At 56.7% G+C, this 25,143-nt stretch carries 22 protein-coding genes and 1 pseudogene; 18 read left to right on the top strand and 5 right to left on the bottom strand.

From position 1 onward, the window contains the following. A pseudogene (locus ACT3RQ_RS07685) lies at positions 1-228 on the top strand (hypothetical protein); the annotation flags it as partial. 17 nt (positions 229-245) lie between these two features. Here ACT3RQ_RS07685 and tyrS read toward each other — a convergent pair. Next, entirely contained in the window at positions 246-1,445 is a 1,200-nt protein-coding gene (gene tyrS / locus ACT3RQ_RS07680) for a tyrosine--tRNA ligase (RefSeq protein WP_444640306.1), read from the bottom strand. Positions 1,446-1,560: 115 nt separating this feature from the next. Here tyrS and ACT3RQ_RS07675 point away from each other — a divergent pair, with 115 nt between their 5' ends. From ACT3RQ_RS07675 to metW, 6 genes are all read left to right on the top strand, one after another. Then, positions 1,561-2,703, top strand: a complete 1,143-nt coding sequence (locus tag ACT3RQ_RS07675; protein WP_444640307.1) for an anhydro-N-acetylmuramic acid kinase — start codon at positions 1,561-1,563, stop codon at positions 2,701-2,703. A 129-nt stretch (positions 2,704-2,832) separates the two neighbouring features. Then, positions 2,833-3,543, top strand: coding sequence for a YggS family pyridoxal phosphate-dependent enzyme (locus ACT3RQ_RS07670; RefSeq protein ID WP_441679865.1), 711 nt, complete (start codon positions 2,833-2,835; stop codon positions 3,541-3,543). A 14-nt stretch (positions 3,544-3,557) separates the two neighbouring features. Further along, positions 3,558-4,382, top strand: a complete 825-nt coding sequence (gene proC, locus ACT3RQ_RS07665) for a pyrroline-5-carboxylate reductase (RefSeq protein WP_172117573.1) — start codon at positions 3,558-3,560, stop codon at positions 4,380-4,382. Positions 4,383-4,410: 28 nt separating this feature from the next. Further along, positions 4,411-5,004: a YggT family protein gene (locus tag ACT3RQ_RS07660; protein WP_172117574.1), complete on the top strand. Its 594-nt coding sequence runs from the start codon at positions 4,411-4,413 to the stop codon at positions 5,002-5,004. A 65-nt stretch (positions 5,005-5,069) separates the two neighbouring features. Then, positions 5,070-6,251 carry a homoserine O-succinyltransferase MetX gene (gene metX, locus ACT3RQ_RS07655; RefSeq protein ID WP_441679861.1) on the top strand — a complete coding sequence of 394 codons (1,182 nt, stop codon included), beginning with the start codon at positions 5,070-5,072 and terminating at the stop codon, positions 6,249-6,251. After that, positions 6,251-6,844: a methionine biosynthesis protein MetW gene (gene metW / locus ACT3RQ_RS07650; RefSeq protein WP_172117576.1), complete on the top strand. Its 594-nt coding sequence runs from the start codon at positions 6,251-6,253 to the stop codon at positions 6,842-6,844. The genes metX and metW overlap by 1 nt, the downstream gene beginning before the upstream one ends. Here the strand turns inward: metW and sfsA are convergent. Both sfsA and ACT3RQ_RS07640 read right to left on the bottom strand, forming a co-directional pair. After that, entirely contained in the window at positions 6,785-7,606 is an 822-nt protein-coding gene (gene sfsA / locus ACT3RQ_RS07645; protein WP_444680256.1) for a DNA/RNA nuclease SfsA, read from the bottom strand. The genes metW and sfsA overlap by 60 nt on opposite strands. Next, positions 7,603-8,763: an aminotransferase class I/II-fold pyridoxal phosphate-dependent enzyme gene (locus ACT3RQ_RS07640; protein WP_444680255.1), complete on the bottom strand. Its 1,161-nt coding sequence runs from the start codon at positions 8,761-8,763 to the stop codon at positions 7,603-7,605. The genes sfsA and ACT3RQ_RS07640 overlap by 4 nt, the downstream gene beginning before the upstream one ends. A gap of 185 nt (positions 8,764-8,948) precedes the next feature. Here ACT3RQ_RS07640 and dksA point away from each other — a divergent pair, with 185 nt between their 5' ends. From dksA to ACT3RQ_RS07585, 11 genes are all read left to right on the top strand, one after another. Beyond that, positions 8,949-9,386 (top strand): RNA polymerase-binding protein DksA, encoded by a 438-nt coding sequence (gene dksA / locus ACT3RQ_RS07635; protein ID WP_087108663.1) that lies wholly within the window; start codon positions 8,949-8,951, stop codon positions 9,384-9,386. Positions 9,387-9,467: 81 nt separating this feature from the next. Beyond that, positions 9,468-10,358, top strand: coding sequence for a tRNA glutamyl-Q(34) synthetase GluQRS (gluQRS, locus tag ACT3RQ_RS07630; protein WP_444621375.1), 891 nt, complete (start codon positions 9,468-9,470; stop codon positions 10,356-10,358). 10 nt (positions 10,359-10,368) lie between these two features. Then, positions 10,369-10,545, top strand: a complete 177-nt coding sequence (locus ACT3RQ_RS07625; protein WP_172117580.1) for a hypothetical protein — start codon at positions 10,369-10,371, stop codon at positions 10,543-10,545. Then, a complete protein-coding gene (locus tag ACT3RQ_RS07620) occupies positions 10,535-13,477 on the top strand; it encodes an ATP-binding protein (protein WP_444621374.1) in 2,943 nt (980 codons plus the stop codon). Before ACT3RQ_RS07625 ends, ACT3RQ_RS07620 begins: the two co-directional genes overlap by 11 nt. Continuing rightward, a complete protein-coding gene (locus tag ACT3RQ_RS07615; RefSeq protein ID WP_444680254.1) occupies positions 13,455-14,837 on the top strand; it encodes a sigma-54-dependent transcriptional regulator in 1,383 nt (460 codons plus the stop codon). Before ACT3RQ_RS07620 ends, ACT3RQ_RS07615 begins: the two co-directional genes overlap by 23 nt. 841 nt (positions 14,838-15,678) lie before the next feature. Continuing rightward, positions 15,679-17,064, top strand: a complete 1,386-nt coding sequence (gene pcnB, locus ACT3RQ_RS07610; RefSeq protein WP_172117583.1) for a polynucleotide adenylyltransferase PcnB — start codon at positions 15,679-15,681, stop codon at positions 17,062-17,064. Positions 17,065-17,071: 7 nt separating this feature from the next. After that, positions 17,072-17,572 carry a 2-amino-4-hydroxy-6-hydroxymethyldihydropteridine diphosphokinase gene (gene folK / locus ACT3RQ_RS07605; RefSeq protein WP_172117584.1) on the top strand — a complete coding sequence of 167 codons (501 nt, stop codon included), beginning with the start codon at positions 17,072-17,074 and terminating at the stop codon, positions 17,570-17,572. A gap of 224 nt (positions 17,573-17,796) precedes the next feature. Next, positions 17,797-18,588 (top strand): 3-methyl-2-oxobutanoate hydroxymethyltransferase, encoded by a 792-nt coding sequence (gene panB, locus ACT3RQ_RS07600; RefSeq protein WP_172117585.1) that lies wholly within the window; start codon positions 17,797-17,799, stop codon positions 18,586-18,588. A 37-nt stretch (positions 18,589-18,625) separates the two neighbouring features. Further along, positions 18,626-19,474, top strand: a complete 849-nt coding sequence (gene panC / locus ACT3RQ_RS07595) for a pantoate--beta-alanine ligase (protein ID WP_444680253.1) — start codon at positions 18,626-18,628, stop codon at positions 19,472-19,474. Between the two features lie 49 nt (positions 19,475-19,523). Beyond that, the gene (gene panD, locus ACT3RQ_RS07590) at positions 19,524-19,904 is read left to right on the top strand and encodes an aspartate 1-decarboxylase (RefSeq protein ID WP_087108680.1); all 381 of its coding nucleotides are present in this window, start codon (positions 19,524-19,526) and stop codon (positions 19,902-19,904) included. Between the two features lie 266 nt (positions 19,905-20,170). Beyond that, positions 20,171-21,349 (top strand): acetyl-CoA C-acetyltransferase, encoded by a 1,179-nt coding sequence (locus ACT3RQ_RS07585; protein ID WP_444680252.1) that lies wholly within the window; start codon positions 20,171-20,173, stop codon positions 21,347-21,349. Positions 21,350-21,449: 100 nt separating this feature from the next. Here ACT3RQ_RS07585 and ACT3RQ_RS07580 read toward each other — a convergent pair whose 3' ends face one another. Together ACT3RQ_RS07580 and pnp are read right to left on the bottom strand one after the other, a co-directional pair. Further along, entirely contained in the window at positions 21,450-22,619 is a 1,170-nt protein-coding gene (locus ACT3RQ_RS07580; protein ID WP_444680251.1) for an MFS transporter, read from the bottom strand. A 126-nt stretch (positions 22,620-22,745) separates the two neighbouring features. Further along, positions 22,746-24,908, bottom strand: coding sequence for a polyribonucleotide nucleotidyltransferase (pnp, locus tag ACT3RQ_RS07575; protein WP_444680250.1), 2,163 nt, complete (start codon positions 24,906-24,908; stop codon positions 22,746-22,748). Positions 24,909-25,143: the final 235 nt, after the last annotated feature.

Below are 25,143 nucleotides of genomic sequence, written 5' to 3'. Positions count from 1 at the left end.
CTCGACTCGATGACCGGAGCCGCTTGCCTCAGCGAGGAAGGCGTATTCTACGCATTTCCTGATGTTTGTCAACCGCTGTTTTCAGCGGGTGAAGCAAGCGACTTAAACTTCGCTAACTTCCTGACAAACCGAAGGTTTCCACCTTCTTCACCGCTGGTAACGCTGGGCGTCCCCGGCAGCGGATGCGTACTTTACGGATTCGCTGCCGGTTTGGCAAGGCCTTTTTGAAGATAGTTTCAAAAAGTTCAAACAAGCGTCACACGACCGTAACGTTTCTTGCCTGCCTGTATAACGTAGGCCTTACCCGTTGCCAGCATGGTGTCCTGCGCAACCACGTCGCCATCGACTTTAATACTCCCGTTCTTAAGCATGTCTTTCGCCTGGGCACTGTTTTTGGTCAGGCCTGAACGGTTGAGTACGGCAGCAATGGGGGCTTGATCAGCGCCTTCAAAATCCACTTCTATTTCTGGCAGATCGTCAGGCAGTTCGCCATCGGCCAGTTGGTTACCTGCGGACTTGTGCGCATTAGCGGCGGCTTCTTCACCGTGGTAGCGAGCAATCAACTCACGCGCCAGCTCCATTTTCACGTCACGTGGGTTCGCACCCTGCTCAACACTCTGCTTAAGCGCATCAAGCTCTTCGTTGGATTTCAGCGACAGTAGCTCAAAGTAGCGCCACATTAAGCTATCGGGCATTGAAACCAGCTTGTTGAACATGGAACCCGGTGCTTCATCAACGCCCACGTAGTTACCGAGCGACTTCGACATCTTCTGCACGCCGTCAAGACCTTCCAGCAACGGCATGGTGATAACAACTTGAGGCTCCTGGCCGAAGTGCTTTTGAATTTCACGCCCCATCAGCAGGTTGAACTTCTGGTCGGTGCCGCCCAACTCGATATCCGCTTCCAGCGCCACAGAGTCATAGCCCTGGACCAGCGGATACAGAAACTCATGAATGGCGATAGGCTGATTGGCTTTATAGCGTTTTTCAAAATCATCCCGCTCAAGCATACGCGCAACGGTGCTTTGTGCGGCCAGCTCAATCATCTTGGCGGCGGTCAGCTCGCCAAACCACTCCGCATTAAAGCGCACCTCGGTCTTTTCAGGATCAAGGATCTTGAAAACCTGCTCTTTATAGGTTTCCGCGTTGGCTTTCACATCGACTTCGGTCAGTGGCTTGCGGGTGATGTTCTTACCCGTCGGGTCACCAATACGTCCAGTGAAGTCACCGATCAGAAAAATAACGGTATGCCCCAGGTCCTGGAATTGACGCATTTTGGTCAGAAGCACGCTGTGACCCAAATGCAGGTCAGGGGCTGTGGGGTCAAAACCAGCTTTGATACGCAGCTTGCGCCCGGAGGCCAGCTTCTTTTTAAGCTCGTCCTCTACGAGGATTTCATGCGTACCCCGCGCCAACAGCGCTAAAGCCTGATCCACCTCACTCATTGCCTCTCTCCACTCTAAACGTTGCCCCATTGGGCATACAGATGAACAATAGCCGACGATGTTACCATGCCTGCCCGACCTGGTTGAGCCTTCGCACCGCCTTGGATACTGCTTTATGAAAACGCTCCCCACTGCTCCCACGCTTTATTATATGGGTTTAATGTCAGGCACCAGCCTTGACGGTATTGATGCAGCGCTTATTGCGATCACTCCCACCGCCCCGCCTCGGCTGGTGGCCACCCATGCCGAGCCCATGCCGGAAGCATTGCACAGCGCACTATTAACGCTATGTAACGCAGAGCAGGTAAGTTTCGCCCAGTTGGCCTTGGCCGAAAATGCCTTTTGCCATCTTCAGGCGCAGGCTATTAATACCCTTTTGGCCCAGCAAGGTCTTTCACCCAGCCAGATCAGTGCAATCGGCAGCCATGGCCAAACTATCGAGCACGCTCCCGATGGGCATAGTGGCGGCCCCGCCTACACGCTGCAGTTGGATAACCCAAGCCTATTGGCGGAACTGACAGGCTGTACGGTCGTCGCCGACTTTCGCCGCCGCGACTTGGCGGCAGGCGGCCAGGCGGCCCCACTTGCGCCCGCCTTTCATCAGGCGCTATTCGGCAGGCAAACGGTAGAACAACTCATCCTCAACCTGGGCGGGATTGCCAATGTTACCTGGCTGCCGCGCCATGCTGAACAGCCGGCATTAGGGTTTGATACCGGCCCGGCTAATGTATTACTGGACGCCTGGTTTGCAAAACATTATCCCGGCCGCTTTGATCAAAACGGCAGCTGGGCCAAAAGCGGCCAGGTAGATAGCGCTCTCTTGGCGCGTTGCCTCAACGAACCCTACTTTCGCCAACCGCCGCCGCGCAGCACCGGGCGCGAACTGTTTCACTTAACGTGGCTCAAGCAGCACCTTACCGGCACGGAATCACCCGAAGATGTGCAGGCCACACTTGCCGAGCTAACAGCGATCAGCGTGGCCGAAGGCATTAAGCACTTATTGCCCGACAACCAACCCGCAACCCTAATCACCTGCGGCGGAGGCGCCCACAACGCCTACTTAATGGCACGCCTTGCCCATTACCTACCTAACGCCACGTTTACCTCGCCATCGGCTTACGGCTGGCCAGAAGACTGGATTGAAGCAGGTGCCTTTGCCTGGCTTGCCCATCAGCGTTTGCACCATTTACCTGGCAACTTACCCTCGGTCACGGGTGCCAGCGGCCTGCGTGTATTAGGGGGCATTTACTCACGCTAAGCGTCAGGCGATGGAAGCTGCTGATATTTATTAGCGAAAAGAGGCCGTTCATACGCATTCTACTTTGCCGAGGATGCTCGCAGTTCGGTAATATCCCTCTCACTTCCAACTGCGGTAAGGTGCTTGAGTATGATGGACATCGCGCTTCCTGAGTCGCTCGCCCAAGCGCGAGAACGTCTGCATCAGGCGCTTTTAGAGGCCAAGCGTCCTTTAAATGACGCAACGCTGCTTGCGGTGAGTAAAACCAAGCCAGCCCCTCTGATTCGCCAGGCTTATGCACTTGGTCAGCGGGCGTTCGGCGAAAACTACCTGCAAGAAGCATTAGACAAGCAGACCGAACTTGCTGACCTGAACGATATTGTGTGGCATTTCATTGGCCCGCTACAGTCGAATAAAACCCGCGCGGTGGCAGAGCACTTTGACTGGATGCATAGCGTTGACCGTTTAAAAATTGCCAACCGGCTCAGCGAGCAGCGCCCAGGTCATTTAGCGCCGTTAAATATATGTTTACAGGTTAATATTAGCCGTGAGGCGTCTAAATCGGGGGTGATGCCTGAAGACGTTAGGGCGCTGGCCCATGAGGTAGCCCAGCTACCCCGTTTACGGCTGCGCGGTTTAATGGCAATTCCCGCACCAGCGGACACGCTAGAGGCGCAGCGTAAGCCGTTAGCCGAACTAAGGCACCTGCTGACAGAACTACAGACAACGCTGCCTCAGGCCCCATTAGATACGCTTTCAATGGGCATGAGTGATGACCTTGAAGCCGCCGTCATGGAAGGTGCCACACTGGTACGCTTAGGCACCGCTATTTTCGGTGCGCGCGGCGCAGTCAATTCATAACAAAGGACACGCACATGACAAATAAGATCACTTTCATCGGCGCAGGCAATATGGCGACCGCTATTATCGGCGGCCTTATCGACAGCGGTGTTGCACCCACGGACCTTACCGCCACCGCGCCCAGCAGCAGCGAGCTTGCGCCGGTAAAAGAGCGCCTGGGTATTAATATTCACACCGACAACAACGTTGCCGTCAGTCACGCTGACGTGGTGGTGCTGGCCGTTAAGCCGCAAATCATGCGGGTGGTATGTGAAAAGCTGCGGGAGACTATTCAGCAACAGCGCCCGCTGGTGATCTCCATTGCAGCAGGCCTGGACGCCGCGACCATCGACCAGTGGCTGGGAGGCAATAACGCTCTGGTCCGCTGCATGCCCAATACACCTTCGCTGGTGGGATACGGCGCCAGCGGCCTGTTCGCCAATTCAGCCGTGAGCGATGCCCAGCGCGATATCGCCACTCAGCTAATGGAAGCTGTCGGCATTGTTGAGTGGGTGGAAGAAGAGCCGCTTTTGGACGCGGTAACGGCGGTTTCCGGTAGCGCCCCGGCCTATTTCTTTTTAATGCTTGAAGCCATGGAAGAGGCTGCCGTAACGCTTGGCTTACCGGCTGAAACGGCGCGCCGCTTGGCCATCCAAACGGCGCTGGGCGCCGCTACCATGGCGCAGAAGAGTGACAAAGACCCTGCCACGCTCAAGCAGAACGTGATGTCGCCAGGCGGCACCACTGAGCGCGCGATTCATCATCTGGAAGAGGCGCAGTTGCGCACTACCATTGCCGATGCCATGGAAGCCTGTGCCAAGCGCGCCCAGGAAATGGCCCGTGAATTAAGCAGCCACTGAATCATCTAACGTAACGGAGACACCAGCAATGGGCAGTCAATTGGGTAGCGCCGGGTTAACGCTAGTTAACTCGCTGATCAATATCTATTTATTTTTACTGATGCTGCGATTCTTATTGCAGGCATCGCGGGCGGACTACTATAACCCGCTAAGTCAGTCGGTGGTTAAGATCACCCAGCCTGTCGTGAGGCCTTTTCAGAGCTTTTTGGGCCCTGTGGCGGGCCGTTTCGACCTTGCCACGCTCGCCGCAGGCTTTGTGCTAAAAGTAGTGAGCATGGTGGCTATCTTCATGGTGATCGGCATTGGCATCCCGCCCATTGCCGGGCTACTGATTGCCGGGGTGGCGGCGATTGCCAATGCGATCTTAAAGATCTACTTTTTCGCTCTGATTGTGATGATCATTTTGAGCTGGGTGGCTCCGAATGCCAGCCACCCGGGCGCACTGCTGGTCATGCAGGTGGTTGAGCCCATCATGGCGCCGGTACGCCGGGTGATTCCACCGCTGGGAATGATCGACCTGTCCCCCATTGTGGTCTTTATTGCCATTAATCTTCTTGATGGCCTGGTGGTTGGCTCTCTGATCCGTGCTGCCGGCATTTCAGGGGCCCTGGTAGGGCTTTAAGGTTTTAGCCCCGCTTTCCCCCGGCTTTATTCAGAAGAACCCTTTTTGCAGGACTAACGCTTTCGATGCCCGACTCAGACACGCTTGCCCTTGCTGACCGACCAACGGACGCCGTTGGTCTTGTCACGCCTCATATTGCGCAGTTCGACACGCCACTTGCCCTCGCCTGTGGAAAAGTACTTCCGGAATATGAGCTGATCTATGAGACCTACGGCACGTTAAACGCCGAACGCAGCAATGCGGTGTTGATTTGCCACGCGCTTTCCGGCCACCACCACGCGGCGGGCTATCACAGTCTGGATGACCGAAAGCCCGGCTGGTGGGATGCGCACATTGGGCCAGGTAAATCGATCGACACCAATCGCTTCTTTGTCGTTTCCCTGAATAACCTGGGCGGCTGTCACGGCAGCACCGGCCCGGTTAGCCACAACCCTGAAACCGGTCGCCAGTGGGGGCCAGATTTCCCCATGGTCACGGTCAGCGACTGGGTCGCAAGCCAGGCACGCCTGGCCGACCATCTGGGGATTGAGCGCTGGGCGGCCGCCGTGGGCGGAAGCCTCGGTGGCATGCAGGTACTGCAGTGGACAATAACCTACCCTGAGCGAGTAGCAAATGCCGTGGTAATTGCCGCAACGCCCCGGCTTTCAGCGCAGAACATTGCGTTTAACGAAGTAGCCCGTCAGGCCATTCGCTCAGACACCGAGTTCTTCGGCGGCTGGTACGCCGAGCATGACACCGTACCCAAGCGCGGGTTGAAACTGGCACGCATGGTGGGACATATCACCTACTTGTCAGAAGACGCCATGGGCAGCAAGTTCGGGCGCGACCTTAGAAGCGACGACCTTAACTTCGGCTTCGATGTTGAGTTCCAGGTCGAGTCCTACCTGCGCTACCAGGGCGACGCGTTCTCCACCGCCTTTGATGCCAATACCTATCTTCTGATGACCAAGGCGCTGGACTATTTCGACCCGGCCGCCACCTGCGGCGGTGACCTGGCCAAAGCGCTTGCCCCTGCACAATGCCCTTTCTTGATTGTCAGTTTCACTACCGATTGGCGCTTCCCGCCCGCCCGTTCCCGTGAGCTGGTCGATGCCCTTATCCGAGCGGGCAAGTCGGTTAGCTACGCCAATATTGCGTCGCCCCATGGGCACGATGCGTTCTTGCTACCAGAGCCGCGTTATGAAGCGCTGTTCAGCGCCTTTATGAACCGTACTGCTCGTGAGCTAGGCCTGGAGGAGACCCGTTGATGCGCGCCGACCTTGAACTGATTTACGACTGGGTGCCTAAAGGCGCTCACGTACTGGATCTCGCCTGCGGCGATGGCGAGCTTCTGGAGAGTCTGGCCCGCGACAAGAGCGTTACTGGCTACGGTCTGGAGATCGACCCAGACGGCATTACCAGCTGCGTGGCACGCGGTGTCAGCGTGATAGAGCACAACCTGGACGACGGACTGGCCAGCTTTTGCGATCACAGCTACGACCTAGTCATCATGACCCAAGCACTCCAGGCACTGCGCCGCCCCGACAAAATGCTTGATGAAATGCTGCGCGTCGCTGACGAAGGCATTATCACCTTCCCCAACTTTGCCTACTGGCGTCACCGCGTCTACCTGGGTCTACGCGGCTACATGCCGGTCTCCAAGTCGCTGCCTCACGCCTGGTACGACACGCCCAACATTCACTTGTCGACCTTTAACGACTTCGAACAACTGTGCCGTGAAAAGGGCCTGGTCATCGTGGATCGTGCCGTGGGTGTGGGCGAGCGCCGCGGGCACTGGACCTCAAAGTGGTGGCCCAACCTCTTCGGCGAGATCGCCATCTTTCGCGTACGTCGCCGTTAAGCGAACCGGCAGCGTGCGCGCAAGCGTTACGCTGACCGGAACGCCCTCCTTCCACTGGGTGCTCGTACCATACGCGAGCACTTCAACACCGCTGGCAACCGCCGCCTCAAGCCCTGCCGCATAGGCGGCGTCGATATGTGCAGCGGGTGCAACATCATTAATACCTTCGTGGGCAATACAAAACAGCAGCACGGCCCGCTCTCCCTGCAAGGCCAACGCACTTAACGCCTGTAGGTGTTTAAGCCCGCGCACGCTTACCGAATCGGGGAAATAACCGTATCCATCCTGCTCTTTGAGGGTTACCTGTTTGACCTCAATGTACGCGCGCCCTTTCACCGGGTCCTCAAGCAGAAAATCAAGCCGCGACTCCCCGACCTTTACCTCACGACGCTGGCAGGCATAACCGGCGAGCGCCTCCAGTTGGTTAGCACTGAGCGCCGCCTCGACAATCCGGTTGGTTCGTCCCGTATGAACCGATACCAACGACACGCTGCCATCGGGCTGGGGCAGCTCAATGAGCTCCCATGTCCATAAAAGCTTGCGCTTGGGATTATCACTGGGTGACAGCCACACTCGGCAGCCGGGCACATTGACGGCTTTCATCGACCCGGTATTGGGGCAGTGCGCTACCACTTCTCGGCCATCGTCCAAGCGCACGTCAGCAAAAAAACGCTTATAGCGGCGCAGCAGCGTACCGGGCACCAGTGACGGATAACCCAATGGAGAAGGCAATGAGGAGTGCAGCGAAGGGGCCAGCGTCATAGCCGCCCCACGAAGCGGGTGATCCGCGCCACGGCCTCCTCAAGCCGAGCAACATCATTGGTAAACGCAATCCGCACATGGTGCTCGCCACCGCGCACGGCAAAATCAATACCGGGGGTAATGGCTACGTTTTCCTCTTCCAGCAGCCGTTCACAAAAGGCCTGGCTATCGCGGCTATAGTGCGAGATATCCAGCCAGACATAAAACGCGCCTTGAGGCGGTAAGTCGGGCGCTAGGCCAAGCGTCGCCAGCCCATCAAGCAAGACCTGACGGCGCTCGGCGAGAATTTCACGACGCTGCTCTAGAATCGCCCGGCACTCGGGAGTGAAAGCGGCAAGCGCTGCATGCTGAGACGGGGTAGAAGCTGCCAGAAAGACGTTCTGGGCAAGCCGGGTCAAGGGTTCAACCGCGCGCTGCGGCGCGACCAGCCAGCCCAGGCGCCAGCCGGTCATACCGAAATATTTTGAGAAGCTGTTAACCACAAACGCTTCGCTGGAAAGTGATGTCGCAGACAGCGGAACATCGTCGTAGTTGAGCCCTTGATAGATCTCATCAACGATCACTTCGCCCGAGCGCGTGGCCACAGCGTCCAGCACTTGAGTCAGCTGCTCAGCACTCAAGGTGTGCCCGGTAGGGTTGGAGGGCGAAGCCAGCATGGCCAGCCGGGTTTCATCACGCCAGTGCCGCTCGACCAAGCCGGCATCCAACTGCCAGCCGCTCTCACGCCCCACGGAAACCGCGTCAACTTCAGCGCCTGCCAACGCCATAAAGTGGCGGTTGCATGGATAATTGGGGTCCGCCATCAGCACCCGGTCACCGCTCTCTACAAGCAGTTGGCTTGCCAACAGCAGCGCGCCGGATGCACCCGGCGTAACCAGAATTCGGGCAGGGTCCACGTCAGCATTAAAGTGTTCAGCGTAGTGCCTGGCAATGGCCTCACGCAGCGCAGGCAGCCCGGCGGCGGGAGTGTAACGCGTCTGGCCACGTGATAGGGCCTGTTGGCCTGCCGCAATGATCGGCTCAGGCGTGGCAAAGTCTGGTTCGCCGACCTCCAGATGAATCACGTCATGCCCCGCCGCCTCCCGCGCCTGGGCCATTTCCAATAGATGCATCACGCGAAAAGGTGCCACGTGGCTGATTCGTGGGTTCCAGGCCATAACGGCTCCTTCATCTAGCAAAGTTAAAGCATGACAGGGGTCTTACAAGCAGTAGGACCATAGTCGCAAACGCACCATTATGCTTGCAAAGCGGGAGTTTTTCAGCTAAACAAGCATCCCTTTGGCGTGAGATCGTGGCATACGCTCATGATCGATCAGCAGTCATATACGTAAGGGGCAATCCCATGCCAGTAGCGGAAAAAAAACCGGAAGCGGCCAAGTCCTTCACTCCGTATGAGTCGGCACCGGGTGAAGAGTACATGAACGATAAGCAGTTGGCGCATTTTCGTCAGCTGCTGTTGGACTGGAAGCAAGACCTCATGGAAGAGGTGGACCGCACCGTGCGCCACCTTCAGGAAGACGCCAACAACTACGCCGACCCCGCCGACCGGGCAACGCAGGAAGAAGGCTTTAGCCTTGAACTGCGCACTCGCGACCGCGAGCGCAAGCTGCTCAAGAAAATCAATGAAACCATCGAAAATATCGACGACGACGATTATGGTTTCTGCGAAGCATGCGGCGTTGAAATCGGTATTCGTCGTTTGGAAGCCCGTCCTACCGCCACCCTTTGCGTTGATTGCAAAACCCTGGCGGAACTTAAAGAAAAACAGCTTGGCGGCTAAGTCGGTTATTTAACCCCTTGGTACGCTAACGCTGAAGCGGGCACCTTTGGGTGCCCGCTTTTGTTTTGGGTAAAGGTTTGCATGATGTCTTCTATCAGCTACCGGGGGCGCTTTGCCCCCACTCCTTCAGGGCCTTTGCATTTTGGTTCGCTTGTTGCAGCGCTCGGCAGTTATCTGGATGCCCGTGCCGCTGGCGGGCGCTGGCTGGTGCGTATTGAAGATATCGACCCACCGCGCTGCCCCCAAGGGGCAGACGCCACCATTTTGCGCCAGCTGGAACGCTTTGGCTTACAGTGGGATGAAACGCTATGCTGGCAGCACAACCGCCATGACGCTTATCAACAAGCGCTGGATCAACTCATTGATCAGCGCTTGGCGTATCCTTGTAGCTGCTCACGCAAACAGTGGCAATCGCATGCTATTTATCCAGGCTGGTGCCGTGACGGATTAAGGGAGCCGGATAAGCCGGTTGCCTGGCGGTTACGCAGTGACCTGGCCAAGCGCCCGATTGTCTGGCAGGACCGTCTGTTTGGCGCGCAGCAGTTTGACCCAGTAGCGCTGGGTGACGTGGTACTTAAGCGCAAGGATGGTCTTTGGGCTTATCAGTTGGCGGTCGTCGTTGACGATGCCGAGCAGGGTATTACCGACGTGGTTCGTGGGCTCGATTTACTCGACAACACCCCTTGGCAGCGTCAGCTTCAAAGCGCTTTGAAGCTACCAGAACCGCGCTATTTACATTTGCCACTGGTCGTCACCCCAGACGGCCAAAAGCTTTCAAAACAGAACCTGGCCCCGGCGCTTGCCGAGGATGAAGACGGCAGGCGGCGCCAGCTTTTTCAGGCGCTTCAAGCGCTTGATCAAGCACCGCCGGCCGCTCTGGCCACCGAACCTCCTGCCAGCCAGCTACACTGGGCAGTGGCAAACTGGGCGATTGAGCGCCTTTCCCCCACCGAACACCGCCGCTCGCCGTAAGGAGTTCTCCATGTATGTCTATCGCATCATGCTGTTTTTGGTGTTTGGCGGTTATTTGCTCTCTCCGTTATTAATGGACGGCTGGAGCAATCCGAGCACGGCCTGGTACCGCCCGTTCGCTATCTGGGGCGTGTTGATTGCGCTCACGCTATGGCTTGAGCAAAAAAGGAAGTTAGATGAGCGTTGAGTTAACCGGCGTTTTACTGCTCGGCCTGGGCTTCCTGGGGCTGATGTTTAGCTGTGGCGTCGCCGTTGAGCGCGGCTGGTTGCCTACATACGTTACCCGCCACCCCATCGTTTACACCCTCGCTCTCGGCGTTTATGCCAGCGCCTGGGCAATTTATGGCAGCGTTGAACTTGCGGCCCAGGCAGGGTTTGGCTACCTGGCTTACTACCTGGGCGCGGCCGGTACCTTTTTACTTGCTCCGGTCCTGCTAGTGCCTATCCAGCGGATTACCCGCACGTATCAGCTCGCCTCACTCGCGGACCTGTTTGCGTTCCGGTTTCGTTCGCGCTGGGCAGGCTCGCTGGTCACGTTAATCAGTCTTTTGGCCGTGCTGCCGCTGTTAGGCATTCAAGTTCAAACCTTGAGCAGCGCTATTCAATGGCTCACCGGTAGTGCCTATAGTTCCGCGGTCGCCCTGCTATTTTGTGGGCTGATTGCGGTACTCGCCGTGATGTTCGGAGCCCGACATAGCCATACGCGCCAGGATCCGTTAATCAGCATGTTGGCGCTTGAGTCTTTGATCAAACTACTCGCCATGCTGTGCCTGGGCGCGGTGGCCTTATGGCTTGTGTTTGATGGACCCAATGATTTACAACGCTGGCTTGAGGGGCCAGGCCTACAAGCCCAGCAGGCAACCTATCAGCTGGATGACGCTCAATGGCGCACGCTGTTACTGCTGTTTTTTGCAGCCGCGTTCATGATGCCCCATCTATTTCATATTACCTTTGCCGAAAACCTGTCACGTCACACCCTGCTTCAGGCCAGCTGGACATTACCGCTTTACCTGTTATTGATGGCCTTGCCGATACCACTTATCTGGTGGGCCGCTCAATCGGTCAATAACGAGCTTCCGATCACGGCCTACGCGGTGTATATGATCAGCGAACACTGGTGGGTCAAAGCACTGGCATTTCTGGCCGGGCTCGCTGCGGTCACCGGTACGATGATCATGATCGCCCTGGCGCTATCCGGCATGGTGCTCAACCATATTGTACTGGTGGCCAGGCCGCCCGAAGCGCGTAGCGATCTTTATGGCTGGCTACTCTGGCTACGCCGAGCCTTGGTGGTCGGCGTGATTGTTAGCGGCTGGCTATTTTATGAGGGGGTTGGGCGCCATCACGACCTCGTGAGCCTGGGCATGGCCTCTTTTGTGGGTATGGCGCAGTGCTTGCCCGGCATGCTGGCACTGCTTTACTGGCCAGGTGCAAATCGCAAAGGCATGGTTGTTGGCCTTATCGCAGGTGTCATCCTGTGGCTTTGGGGGCTTTGGCTACCGCTTATCTTCACGTTCCCGACCCCCGCACTGCCCTTTAGTCACCTGATGAGCGACAGTGCGCCGCCCTGGTACACGGTAACGCTGGTATCACTGGCGACCAACATTGTTCTCTTGATGGTTATTTCGCTGTTTACACGTATTTCAGAGGGCGAAAAATCAGCCGCCGAGGCGTGCTCCGTCGATGCCGTTATCCGCTCCAAGCGGCTACCGCTGGAGGCTGCCACCGCTGCTGACTTTTCTACGCACCTGGCGCAAGCGATCGGCGATGAAGCCGCCCAGCGAGAAGTATCCAGAGCATTAAAAGCGCTCAAGTTTACGCCACAAGAACGCCGCCCTTACGCACTGCGCCGCCTGCGTGACCGTATTCAGGCCAACCTGTCAGGCTTAATGGGGCCTTCGGTCGCACGTGACATTGTCGACCGCTACCTGCCCTACCGCCATGACGACGCCCCGGTAACGGACGATATCCACTTTGTGGAGAGCCGCCTGGAAGCCTACCGTTCACGCCTGACCGGGCTTGCCCGAGAGCTTGACGGACTGCGCCGCCACCACCGCCAAACGCTGGCTTATCTTCCTGTTGGCCTGTGCGTATTTGGCGATGACAAAGAGCTTTTGATGTGGAACGAGGCGCTTTCCCAGCTTTCTGGCATCAGCGGCGAAAGCGTGATTGGCGCGCGCTGCGATAATTTACCTGCGCCGTGGCCTGAGCTATTGGGCAACGTCTTGCTGGCCTCCCACACACCGCTTTATAAGCAGGCGGTGTCGCTGCACGGCAAGGATTACTTTCTTACCCTGCATAAAGCCGAGCTTAGCGGCCACGACAGCCGAGGCGGCAGCGTGGTGTTGGTCGAAGACCACACCGAGATGAAGTGGCTGGAAGATGAGTTGGTCCATGCTGCCCGCCTGGCTTCTATTGGCCAGTTGGCAGCCGGCGTTGCCCACGAGATTGGCAACCCGATTACCGGGATTTCGTCACTGGCGCAAAATTTACGCTACGATACCAACGACCCCGCTCTGCTAGAGACTGCGGATCAGATCCAGCAGCTAACCCGGCGCGTAACGACCATTGTGAACTCGCTGGTCGGCTTTGCGCATGGCGGGCGCCAGGCGGGCCCGCCGCCCGCGTCTCCTGCGGCGCTTAACACGCTAAGCGAAGACGCATTAAACTTGATCCACCTGGCGCGCTCGGGTGAGGATGTAACGTTGACCAATGCATGCCCTGATGGTCTTGTGGTACGTGGGGATGCTCAGCGTTTAACCCAGGTGATGGTCAACCTGCTTAGCAACGCCAGGGACGCTTGCATGCCCGGCGGCCAGGTGGTGATTACCGCAGGGCAGCAGGCAGGCAGTGCCTGGTGGCGGGTAACGGATAACGGCCAGGGAATTGATCCTCGCGTGCGTGACCACTTGTTTGAGCCATTCACCACGACCAAACCTGCAGGCGAAGGCACAGGACTTGGGCTGTCGCTTGCGTATCAAATTATCAACGAGCACCAAGGCAGAATAGACGTGGCCTCGCCGCCGCCCAACGAGCCTCGCGGCACGGCCATTACGCTTTGGCTGCCGCTTTACCAACAGGATGGCCAGCGACCCTATGCCCAGGATTCTGATTGTTGAAGATGAAGCGATTATTCGCAGTGCGCTAAAGCGCCTGCTTGAGCGTCATGACTACACCGTCAGCGAAGCAGGTAGCGTTGAAGAGGCCAACCAACTAACGCTTTCTGAGTTCGACCTCATCATCAGTGACCTGCGTCTGCCGGGCGAACCTGGCACCACGTTGATTGGCGCTGCTGCTCCCGCACCGGTGCTGATCATGACCAGCTATGCCAGCATGCGCTCAGCGGTAGATGCCTTAAAACAAGGTGCCGTCGATTATATCGCCAAGCCGTTTGACCACACTGAAATGCTGGAGACCGTTGAGCGTATATTGCATCAGCAGTCGATGCAGCATGGCGAGCCCCCTGCGATTACTGATGATGGTGGCAGCCAGCAGATGATGATTGGCGAGTGCGCGGCCATGCAGCAGGTCTATACGCGTATCCGCAAAACCGCCCCGGCCGATGTGACCGTGCTGATTTTAGGAGAATCAGGTACCGGTAAAGAGCTGGTTGCGCGGGCTATTCACCAACAAAGCAAGCGCGCCAGCGCCCCGCTAATCAGCGTTAACTGTGCCGCTATTCCCGAAACGCTGATTGAGTCTGAACTGTTCGGCCATGAGAAAGGCGCGTTTACCGGCGCCAGCGCATCACGCACCGGCCTAGTGGAGGCCGCCGACCAGGGCACGCTGTTTCTTGATGAGATTGGTGAACTGCCCCTTGATGCTCAGGCACGCCTGCTGCGTGTGTTACAGGAGGGAGAAATCCGCAAGATTGGTTCTGTGGAAACCCGCCACGTTAATGTCCGCCTGATTGCCGCGACCCACCGCGACCTGCGTGCCTTATCCAAAAGTGGTGAATTTCGCCTGGACCTTTACTACCGCTTAAACGTGATGCAGATCGAGCTCCCCCCGCTGCGCGAACGCGAAGACGACGTGCTCCAGATTGCCGATATCTTGCTGGATAAAGCGTGCACGCGTCACGAACGCCCCGGCCTACGGCTTTCAAGGGCCGCCCGCCAGGACCTGCGTGATTACCCGTGGCCAGGTAACGTTCGTGAGCTTGAAAACGCCCTGGAGCGAGGCGTGATTTTAGCCGAAGGCCATCTGATTCACCCGGATGATCTCGGACTGGCACCTGCACCGCCTCGTGCCCATTCACAGGCGAGTTTAGCGGCCTCCTCCAGCGACGAGAGCACGCCAGCGGAGGATGAGGATGATCTCTCTTTGGAAGACTATTTCCAGCACTTTGTGCTTGAGCATCAAGACCTGATGAGCGAAACCGAGCTGGCTCAAAAACTGGGCATTAGTCGTAAAAACCTGTGGGAACGACGCCAACGGCTTGGCATCCCGCGTAAAAAAACTGCTCGGCGTCCCAACTGACGCCGCTGACTGGCCGGCCCGCCAGGGCCTCACACCAAGTACTTACGACCATCGTCTACTATACTGATTTAAATAAAAAATAACCGATTTACGTTACCCAATCATTGTTACCTACCCACACAATGCCCGTAAAAAATCGGACCAAAAACGGTAACACTTATCTATCACCGAAGTTCCTCAAAATAAAAAAATAATCATAAGCACATGAAATGAATAAACATTTAAACAAGTGGCACGACGAGTGCAATATTACTAGGTAAGAAAAATAAACTGGGCCAAGCGGTGGGTCACTAACAAAAACAACATGACACCACCCCAACCTGAGCCATAACAAAAACAACAAGGCCAGGGGAGATAACAGCACTAATAATAACAACAGGCTTCAATCTCATGACTTGCTGGCGCTAAGCACAATAAGCGCAGCTAATAAAAACAACAGGTAGCAAGTGCCCAAAATGGACGCGACGTACACCAAATGATCTGCGCCCCAACAAGAATAATAGCAGTGAGTGTGTACACCCCCGGAAACAACAATAATACGTCGGGGAAGAAAAGTTCGCGGTTGGATTATTGTTTTGAATACGAGGCGGTCGGATACTGTCTATCGACTGCGGTGCGTATTCAGGGCGATGTGCCATCATGAAGAAAAACAGCAGCATGGACGCTGATTAAATGCTTTACAGGGGAGGCTCTTTTAGCCTCCCCTTTCCGCGTTTAAAGGGGAAGGCGTTCGTAAACCTGCCCGAGGTGCTTTGCAAGCGTAAAGGGGTCGGCTACACTCATCGGCTTACCGCTTACTTCACGGTCACTTTTTCGATACCCTGCGAGTCGATATCGCCGCATGTTCAAAGGATTTACCCGTTTCTTACATAGCCCGGGAGAGCAATTGAAAACCCTGCTCGATCCCCAAGAGAGTGGAACCGCTCTCAGCCCACGCATTATCCCTCGGTCCGAGCACCCTGTTTCTCGCCAACATATCAGCGACGCTGCGCTAAAAGTGCTTTACCGCCTTAGCGGTGCAGGCTTCGACGCCTACCTGGTGGGCGGATGTATTCGCGATGCGCTGCTTGGCAAAATGCCCAAGGACTTTGACGTTGCCACCAACGCCACGCCGGAGCAGGTGCGTGACCTGTTTCGCAATTCGCGTTTGATTGGCCGACGCTTTCGTATTGTCCATGTCCGCTTTGGGCGCGAGGTCATCGAAGTCACTACGTTCCGTGGCAAGCCACAAGACGAACACGGCGAGAATATCGCTCACCAGTCGGACGCCGGCTTGCTGCTGCGAGACAATGTATGGGGCAGCATTGAGGAAGATGCCTTACGGCGTGACTTCACCGTTAATGCGCTGTATTACAACATTGCCGACTTCAGCCTTCACGACTTTGCCAACGGTGCGCGTGATATTGAATCGCGCACGCTGCGCCTGATTGGCGACCCGGCCACCCGCTACCGGGAAGACCCGGTACGTATGCTGCGCGCCGTTCGCTTCGCGGCCAAGCTCGACTTCACTATTGAGCCTGACACCGAAGCGCCGATGTACGACCTTGCGCCGCTGTTGCTGCAAATTCCGCCTGCACGGCTATTTGATGAAGTGCTCAAGATGTTTATGTCAGGCTATGGGTTGGCAACCTTCCGCCTGCTTAGCCATTACGGCCTGTTTGGCATGCTCTTCCCCGAATCGGAAGAGGCGATGGCCGATGCGGCGTGGGCGGAAAAGCTCATTGAATTCGCCTTGGCCAATACCGATAAGCGCATTGCCGAAGGCCGCCCAGTGACGCCTGCCTTCCTGCTGGCCGCCTTCTTATGGGCCCCGGTTGCCAATCGCCAGGCCGAGCTTGAAAGTGAAGGCATGCCCGCGATACCGGCACTGCAAACGGCATCGCAGGAGGTGGTGTCGCGTCAATTGGAACATACCTCTATCCCTAAACGCTTTGGCATGCCCATGCGCGATATTTGGGAGCTACAGGCACGTCTGCCGTTACGACGCGGCAAGCGTGCGTTCCAAACCCGCGAGCACCCACGGTTTCGTGCCGCTTACGACTTACTACTGCTGCGTGAGCAGGCGGGCGAAATCCCGCGCGGCTTGGGCGACTGGTGGACGGCCTTCCAGCAGGGCGACGAGCATGAGCAGCTTCGCTTGCTACAAAAAATTGGGGGCGACCCGGCAAGCCAGGGCGACCGCCGCCGCAAACGGCGCCGTAAACCCACGCGCAAATCGGAAAAGTGAGCAACGCATGAGCCCGACATCGCTTACGTATATTGGCTTGGGTAGTAACCTTGATGATCCTATCAGGCAGGTGCGCCAGGCGATTTCGGCACTTGCCCTGCTGCCCTTGAGCCAGTTGACGGCCACCTCCTCACTTTACGCGAGCCGCCCAGTTGGCCCCCAGGACCAGCCGGATTTTGTCAACGCAGTAGTCGCCCTGACAACGCGCCTTTCACCGCTGGCGCTGCTTGACCAACTACAGGCGCTGGAACAACAGCACCGGCGCCAGCGGCTACGCCACTGGGGCCCACGCACGCTGGATCTGGATTTACTGCTTTTTGACCAGCAGGCAATTGCCTATCCGCGTTTAAACGTTCCCCATCCGCGTATGCTCGAGCGCGCCTTTGTGCTCGCTCCCCTGGCGGAACTGGATGCAACGCTGACGCTTCGCCAGCAGCCGGTAAGCGAATGGCTAAATCAAATCCCCGAACCAGGCATTCAGCGTTTAGTCGAAGATGGCCCTGCCTAAGCGGTTATCTTGCTACCCTAGCCTCTACACACAACACTGGACCGGGTAACAATCGTTTTCCAGCCCACACACTAACGTTCTGGTTTGTCTTTCAGGGCCCATTTTTTAAGACCCGTTTTTTAAGAACTATTTTCAAAAACCGTTTTTAAGAACATTGCAACAGCGTGATATTAACAACGGCCGGCTGCCCATGCCGCAGCGGCCACGACGAGTGAGAGCATGCCATGAAACCCGTGACTCTAAGCACGCTACAGGCCTACAAGCGCGCTGGCGAAACGTTTAGTTGCTTAACCGCTTACGATGCCTCCTTTGCCCAAGCGGCGAGCCACGCCGGTATCGACGTGCTTTTGGTGGGTGACTCGCTCGGCATGGTGCTCCAGGGGCATACCAGCACGCTCCCCGTGACAGTCGACGATATTTGCTACCACACCCGCTGTGCCGCACGCGGCAAAGGCCATAGTCTGTTGATGGTTGACCTGCCGTTTATGAGTAACGCCTCTACGCAGCGCATGCTGGAAGACGGCGCAGCCCTCATGCGTGCCGGTGCGGAACTGGTCAAGGTAGAAGGCGAAGCCTGGATGGCCGAGGGGATCCGTGAGCTAACACGCCGCGGCGTGCCCGTATGCGCCCACTTGGGCTTAACGCCACAGGCGGTTTATCAGTTAGGTGGCTACAAGGTACAAGGACGAGACACCACCCAGGCAGAGCGTATCCTGCAGGATGCCAAAGTGCTGGTTGAGGCGGGCGCTTCGGTTATATTACTGGAGTGCGTACCGGCAAGCCTGGGGAAGGCCATTACCAACGCACTTGATGTACCGGTCATCGGAATTGGTGCAGGCCCCGATACCGATGGTCAAATTCTGGTCATGCATGATGTGCTCGGCGTCACCCATGGCCGCCCGCCGCGGTTTGTGAAAAACTTCATGGCAGATGCTGGCAATATTCAGGGCGCCTTTCAGGACTTCCACGAGGCGGTCAAAACGCGCGCCTTCCCAGCTCCCGAGCACTGCTTCTAATCTGCCCGTTTGCGACGTAACCTTACGACACATGACTATGCGTACATTGCGAGAGATCAACGACCTGCGCAGCCTCCTGCGCGACTACCGAACGCGCGGCCAGCGAATCGCGCTCGTGCCGACCATGGGCAATCTTCATGCCGGGCATTTAGCGCTGGTTGCCAAGGCGCGTGAGCACGCAGATGTTGTCGTTGCCAGCCTGTTTGTAAACCCCATGCAGTTTGGGCCTAACGAAGACCTGGACGGCTACCCGCGCACCTTCACCGATGACCAGGCAAAGCTTGGGGCAGCCGGATGCGACGTGCTCTTTTCACCCTCGGTAAGCACGCTTTATCCCAATGGGCTAACCTCGCAAACGTGCGTTCACGTGCCTGACGTGGGAGAGGGCCTGTGCGGTGGCTCACGGCCCGGGCACTTTGACGGCGTGTCTACCGTTGTCACGCTGCTGTTTAACCTCGTACAGCCTGACGTTGCCTGCTTTGGTGAGAAGGACTACCAGCAGCTTGCCGTTATTCGCAAGTGTGTGCAGGACCTGCATATGCCGATTGACATTATTGGCGTGCCGATTGTGCGCGCCGACGATGGGCTGGCACTTTCATCGCGTAACGGCTACTTGAGCGATGCCGAACGCATAATAGCCCCTACGCTTTACCGCACGCTATGTGAATTGCGCGACGCCTTGGAACAGGGTGAGTCACTGGAAACCATTTTGGCGAACGGGCTTATTGAGCTTACCAAGGCGGGCTTTACGCCCGATTACCTTGAGCTTCGTACGCCCGAGTTAACGCCTGTCAGCACCACCACTCGTGACGCGGTATTACTGGCCGCTGCTCGGCTAGGTCCCGCTCGCTTGATTGATAATCTCAGCGTGCAACTGCCCGCTTGATCCATTACGCTTTATCGCCAAGCCGCAGGCTTCGCAACCAGGAGTTGTTATGCAAACAATTATGCTCAAAGCCAAGCTCCATATGGCACGCGTTACCCATGCAGTGCTTAACTACGAAGGGTCTTGCGCCATTGATGGCGACCTGCTGGATATGGCCGGTATTCGTGAAAACGAACAAATCCAGATCTATAACGTTGAAAACGGTGAGCGTTTTACCACCTACGCGATCCGTGGCGAAGAAGGCTCTCGTTTGATCTCGATTAACGGCGCGGCAGCGCATTTAGCTGCCCCCGGTCACCGGATTATTATTTGTAGCTACGCCCACTATTCGGAAGCCGAGCTTGAACAGCACCAGCCAGCTCTGGTCTACCTACAAGAAGGTAACGAGGTTAGCCATACCAGCAACGCTATCCCGGTGCAGCTGGCGTAGGCTACGCCTTCTAGTCATCTACCGAGCGGACCTTCAGGGTCCGTTTTTATTTGCCTTTAAAAAAGCGCATTGCCGCAACGCACAACTTTCCCCTATGCTGAGTAGCAAGCCTGACATAAAAAACAGATAGCGTAGGTTATGCTCAGTACATCAGGCAGTAAGAACAGATAGCAAGAACAGACAGTAAAACAGGTCCGTAAAAACAGGCCCGTACAAACAAAATAGCAAAACAGGCAGTCTACCTTACTCACGTTAGGAGTCATCTCATGCAAGAAGTGGTCATTGTTGCGGCTCGCCGCACTGCGGTCGGTTCCTTTGGCGGTTCACTGGCAGGCATTCCTGCAAGCGAGCTTGGCGCGTTAGTGATAAAGGATATCCTTGAATCAACCGGCGTTTCCCCCGACCAGGTGGACGAAGTACTCCTCGGCCAAGTACTGACGGCGGGCGTAGGGCAAAACCCTGCTCGTCAGGCGGCAATTAAAGCGGGCCTGCCGGCCTCTGTACCGGCCATGACAATCAACAAGGTATGTGGCTCAGGCCTAAAAGCCGTGCATCTTGCAACACAAGCGATTCGCTGTGGCGACGCTGAGCTGATTCTGGCGGGTGGGCAGGAAAACATGTCGGCGTCTCCCCATGTATTGCCCCATTCGCGCACTGGTCAGCGCATGGGCGATTGGAAAGCCATTGATACCATGGTGCATGACGGTCTTTGGGATGCGTTCAACGACTATCATATGGGCATCACCGCCGAAAACCTGGCTGAAAAATACGGCATTACCCGCGAGGAAATGGACGCGTTTGCCGCTCAGTCGCAACAGAACGCTGCCAACGCCATTAAAGAGGGCAAATTTAAAAGCCAGATCGTGCCGGTGCAGATCCCCCAGCGCAAAGGCGATCCCGTTGTGTTTGATACCGACGAGAACCCGCGCGAAATTACCGCTGAAAAGCTGACGGGCATGCGCCCAGCGTTCAAAAAGGATGGCACCGTTACCGCAGGTAACGCCTCCTCATTGAACGATGGCGCGGCCGTTGTGATGATCTGCTCGGCAGAAAAAGCCAAGGCGTTAGGTCTTGAGCCGCTGGCACGTATTGCCGCTTATGCCAATGCGGGCGTAGACCCTGCCATTATGGGTATTGGCCCCGTGCCTGCTACCCGTCGCTGCCTGGAAAAAGCCGGCTGGAGCCTGGAGGACCTGGACCTGGCGGAAGCCAACGAGGCTTTTGCGGCACAGGCCCTTTCTGTTCAGAAAGAGCTGGGCTGGGATATATCCAAGGTCAACGTCAACGGTGGCGCGATTGCCCTGGGCCACCCGATTGGTGCTTCTGGCTGTCGCGTGCTGGTATCACTCCTTCATGAGATGATTGCCCGGGATGCCAAGAAAGGCCTGGCGACGCTGTGTATCGGCGGCGGCCAAGGGGTGGCACTGGCGATTGAGCGCCCCTGATCTCGGCGATTAACGCTTAAAATGTAAATGCCCCTGTCACTGACAGGGGCATTTTTATGCCTCAAGGCTTCGCACCTGACATCTAACACTCATGGGGCACTTAGCGGTGCTTTTCACCCACAATGGTGGCGGGTGTTCGCCATACCAACAGCGCGCCCAGCAAGAATAGGCCCGATGCGGCCCACATGGTAATAGGCAGGCTAGTAGCATCAACAACCCGGCCACCGACCATCGCGCCCAGCCCAATGGAGAGGTTGAACACAAAGGCCATCAAGGCGGTCGCGGCTTCGGTATTGGGTGCGGTGCGTAAAATCCACGTCTGTATGCTCACCGACACGCTGCCAAACGCGGCCCCCCATACCATGAGTAGCAGCACGCCGCTGACAGGCTCGACCCCGAGCAGCGGGAAAGACGCCACCACCAATAGCAGCAAGCTTGGGATCGCCAGCACCGCCCGATAAGGATGGCGCCCAGCGAACATGCCTGCGGCGATATTGCCCAGAATTCCTGCCGCCCCATACAGTAGCAGCAAGCTGCCCACATGGCGCTGAGCTACACCGCTTATCTCCTGAAGGATAGGGCTAATGAAGGTGTACGCTGCAAAGTGTCCGACAACCACAAAGCCCGTGACCAGAACCGCGACCCGAACGCCACGGCTAGTGAACTGCTGGGCCAGCACTTTGAGGCGGACTGGCTCCCTGGGTGGCAGTGGCGGCAGCCAGCACCACAGTGCCAGTGCGGTTAACAGGCTAAAACCGCCCAAAGCCCCAAACGCGATTCGCCAGTTGCTTAGATCACCCAGTAAGGTACCCAGTGGCACGCCAAGTACCGATGCAGCGGCTACGCCGCCAAAAATAATCGTCATGGCCTTGGGCACTTTATCGCTGGGCACCAAGCGCGGAGCAATACTCCCGGCCACGGCCCAATAACCGCCAATGCTGACACCCACCAGCACGCGGGCGCCCAGCAGCAGAATAAAGCTACTGGCCAGTGCTGAAAGCACGCTACCAATCACCATGACGACCATGAGTAGCGTGAGCATAATGCGTCTATCCAACCGGCCTACCGCCACGGGCAGTAGCGGTGCCGAAAAAGCGGCGACCACGCCCGGTACCGTTACCATCAAGCCAGCGATACCGGGCGTTACATCCATGGATGAAGCCACCTGAGACAACAACCCGATAGGCAGCTGTTCAGCGGTTACCAATAGAAAAATGCCGATCATCACGGCGACCACCGCCCACCAACGCGGTGCCTGTTCCTTCTCCATGCCTACTTCCTTCTAACTAAACGTCCACCCAACCAAACGCTCTTTTAATCACACTTTCTTTCAACCAAACGACTCCGCCCCCGCAACCAGGGGCTACGGGGGCGGAAGAGACAACCTTACGGCGACTTAGTCCGCGGTGTTCTCACTTTCAGCGGCAAACGCTGCTTTCTCTTCTTCAGCGATCTCTTTCATCGAGAGCTTCACGCGGTTGCGGTTATCGATGTCGAGCACCTTCACAATCACGTCGTCGCCTTCGTTCAGGAAATCGCGCACGTTGTTAACGCGCTCAGCCACGATTTGCGAAATATGCACAAGACCATCCGTACCCGGCATGATGTTCACAAAGGCACCGAAGTCAGCAATACGTACGACCTTGCCGTTATACAGCTTGCCAATTTCCGCTTCTGCCGTAATCGCCAATACGGTATCGATGGCTTTTTTCGCCGCTGCCTTGTCTTCAGCGTAGATGCGCACGGTGCCGTCGTCATCGAGGTCGATAGACGCGCCGGTATCATCGCAAATCTTGCGAATGGTGGCGCCGCCTTTACCAATAACGTCACGGATCTTGTCCGGGTCGATCTTGATAGTGGCCATGGAAGGCGCATTATCGGAGACGTCGGTACGGCTCTGGCTAATGACCACGTTCATCTGCTCAAGGATACCCAGACGCGCTTTGTGGGCTTGCTGAAGCGCGGTCTCCATGATTTCTTCGTTGATGCCTTCGATCTTGATGTCCATCTGCAGGGCAGTAACACCCTCCTCTGAACCGGCAACTTTAAAGTCCATATCGCCAAGGTGATCTTCATCACCCAGGATATCGGTCAGTACCGCGTAGCCATCTTCGTCTTTCACCAGGCCCATGGCGATACCCGCCACCGGCGCTTTCAGCGGTACACCCGCATCCATCAGCGCAAGCGAGGAGCCACATACCGAAGCCATTGAGCTTGAACCGTTGGATTCGGTAATTTCCGATACCACGCGAATGGTGTAGGGGAAATCTTCTTCGGACGGCAGCATGGCTTGAATACCACGACGTGCCAAACGGCCATGGCCGATTTCACGACGTTTCGGGCCACCCATAAAGCCCGCTTCACCGACCGAGTAGGGAGGGAAGTTGTAGTGCAGCATAAAGCGGTCTTTACGCTCGCCTTCCAGCGACTCGATCAACTGAGAGTCACGCAGGGTGCCCAGCGTTGCCACTGCAATCGCTTGGGTCTCACCGCGAGTGAACACCGCCGAACCGTGAGTCTTGGGCAGCACGCCCACTTCGATCGCCAGCGGGCGCACGGTGAAGTTGTCACGGCCATCAATGCGCGGCTCACCTTTTACAACGCGTGAACGTACAACGCGCTTCTCAAGACCAGCAAAGGCACCTTTTACTTCGTCTTTGCTGAACTTGTCGTTAACCGGCTCGCCGTCAACGACTGCCAACTGCTCAACCGCCTGATCTTTCAGAGCTGCTAGCGCGTCTTGGCGCTGCATCTTATCGGTGATGCGATAGGCATCGCCCACCTGAGCTTCAAACGCATCCGCAATGGCGGTTTTCAGCGCCACGTTCTCAGCGGCTGGCTGCCAGTCCCAACGCGGTTTTCCGGCCTCTTGAACCAGTTCGTTAATCGCGCTAACCGCGACCTGCATTTCCTGATGACCAAACAGTACGGCGCCCAGCATTTCGTCTTCCAGAAGCTCTTTGGCTTCGGACTCGACCATCAGCACAGCATTTTCAGTACCGGCAACCACCATGTTCAGTTCAGAAGTCGCGAGCTCTTCAACGGTCGGGTTAAGGAAATAACCTTGCTCTTCGTTGAAGCCAACGCGCGCAGCGCCGATCGGGCCGTTGAACGGCACGCCAGAAATGCTGAGTGCAGCGGAGGTACCCAGCATCGCGGCAATATCCGGATCGTGGTTACGATCAGTGGAAAGAACGGTACAGATAACCTGCACTTCGTTCATAAAGCCTTTGGGGAAAAGCGGACGGATCGGACGATCGATCAGACGCGAGGTCAGAGTTTCTTTCTCGGTCGGACGCCCTTCGCGCTTAAAGAAGCCGCCGGGAATTTTACCTACTGCGTAGGTTTTTTCCTGGTAATGAACCGAGAGCGGAAAAAAGGGTTGGCTGGGGTTGGCTTCTTTACGCGCCACCACGGTACACAGCACAACGGTATCTTCCATAGTGACCATGACGGCACCTGTGGCTTGACGAGCGATACGCCCGGTTTCTAGCGTGACGGTGCTACGACCGTACTGAAACGTTTTTTTTACCGGATTCACGGCGACTTCCTTTAACATTAATATCTACTTGTCTATTCGTTTGGGTCGTTTTGACTCGCCACCATTCTAGGCGCTGTAGCGCCATACGGCTACCAGAAACCCAAAATCACCGGGTGCATATCCATGGTGTATCGCCCATATTCGGCAGCCTCCGCTAGCGAACACAGCGATGTCGCCAAATCAGGACCAACAGCCATGCTCAATTCTGAATCACAGATTAAGCGGCTGCAGGTGGTAGACACCTTACTAAATA

The sequence above is a fragment of the Halomonas sp. AOP43-D1-4 genome, assembly GCF_052446175.1.
Taxonomy (GTDB): domain Bacteria; phylum Pseudomonadota; class Gammaproteobacteria; order Pseudomonadales; family Halomonadaceae; genus Vreelandella; species Vreelandella citrativorans.
Note: the sequence above shows the minus strand (reverse complement) of the source record. Positions and strands in the feature narration are given on the sequence as shown.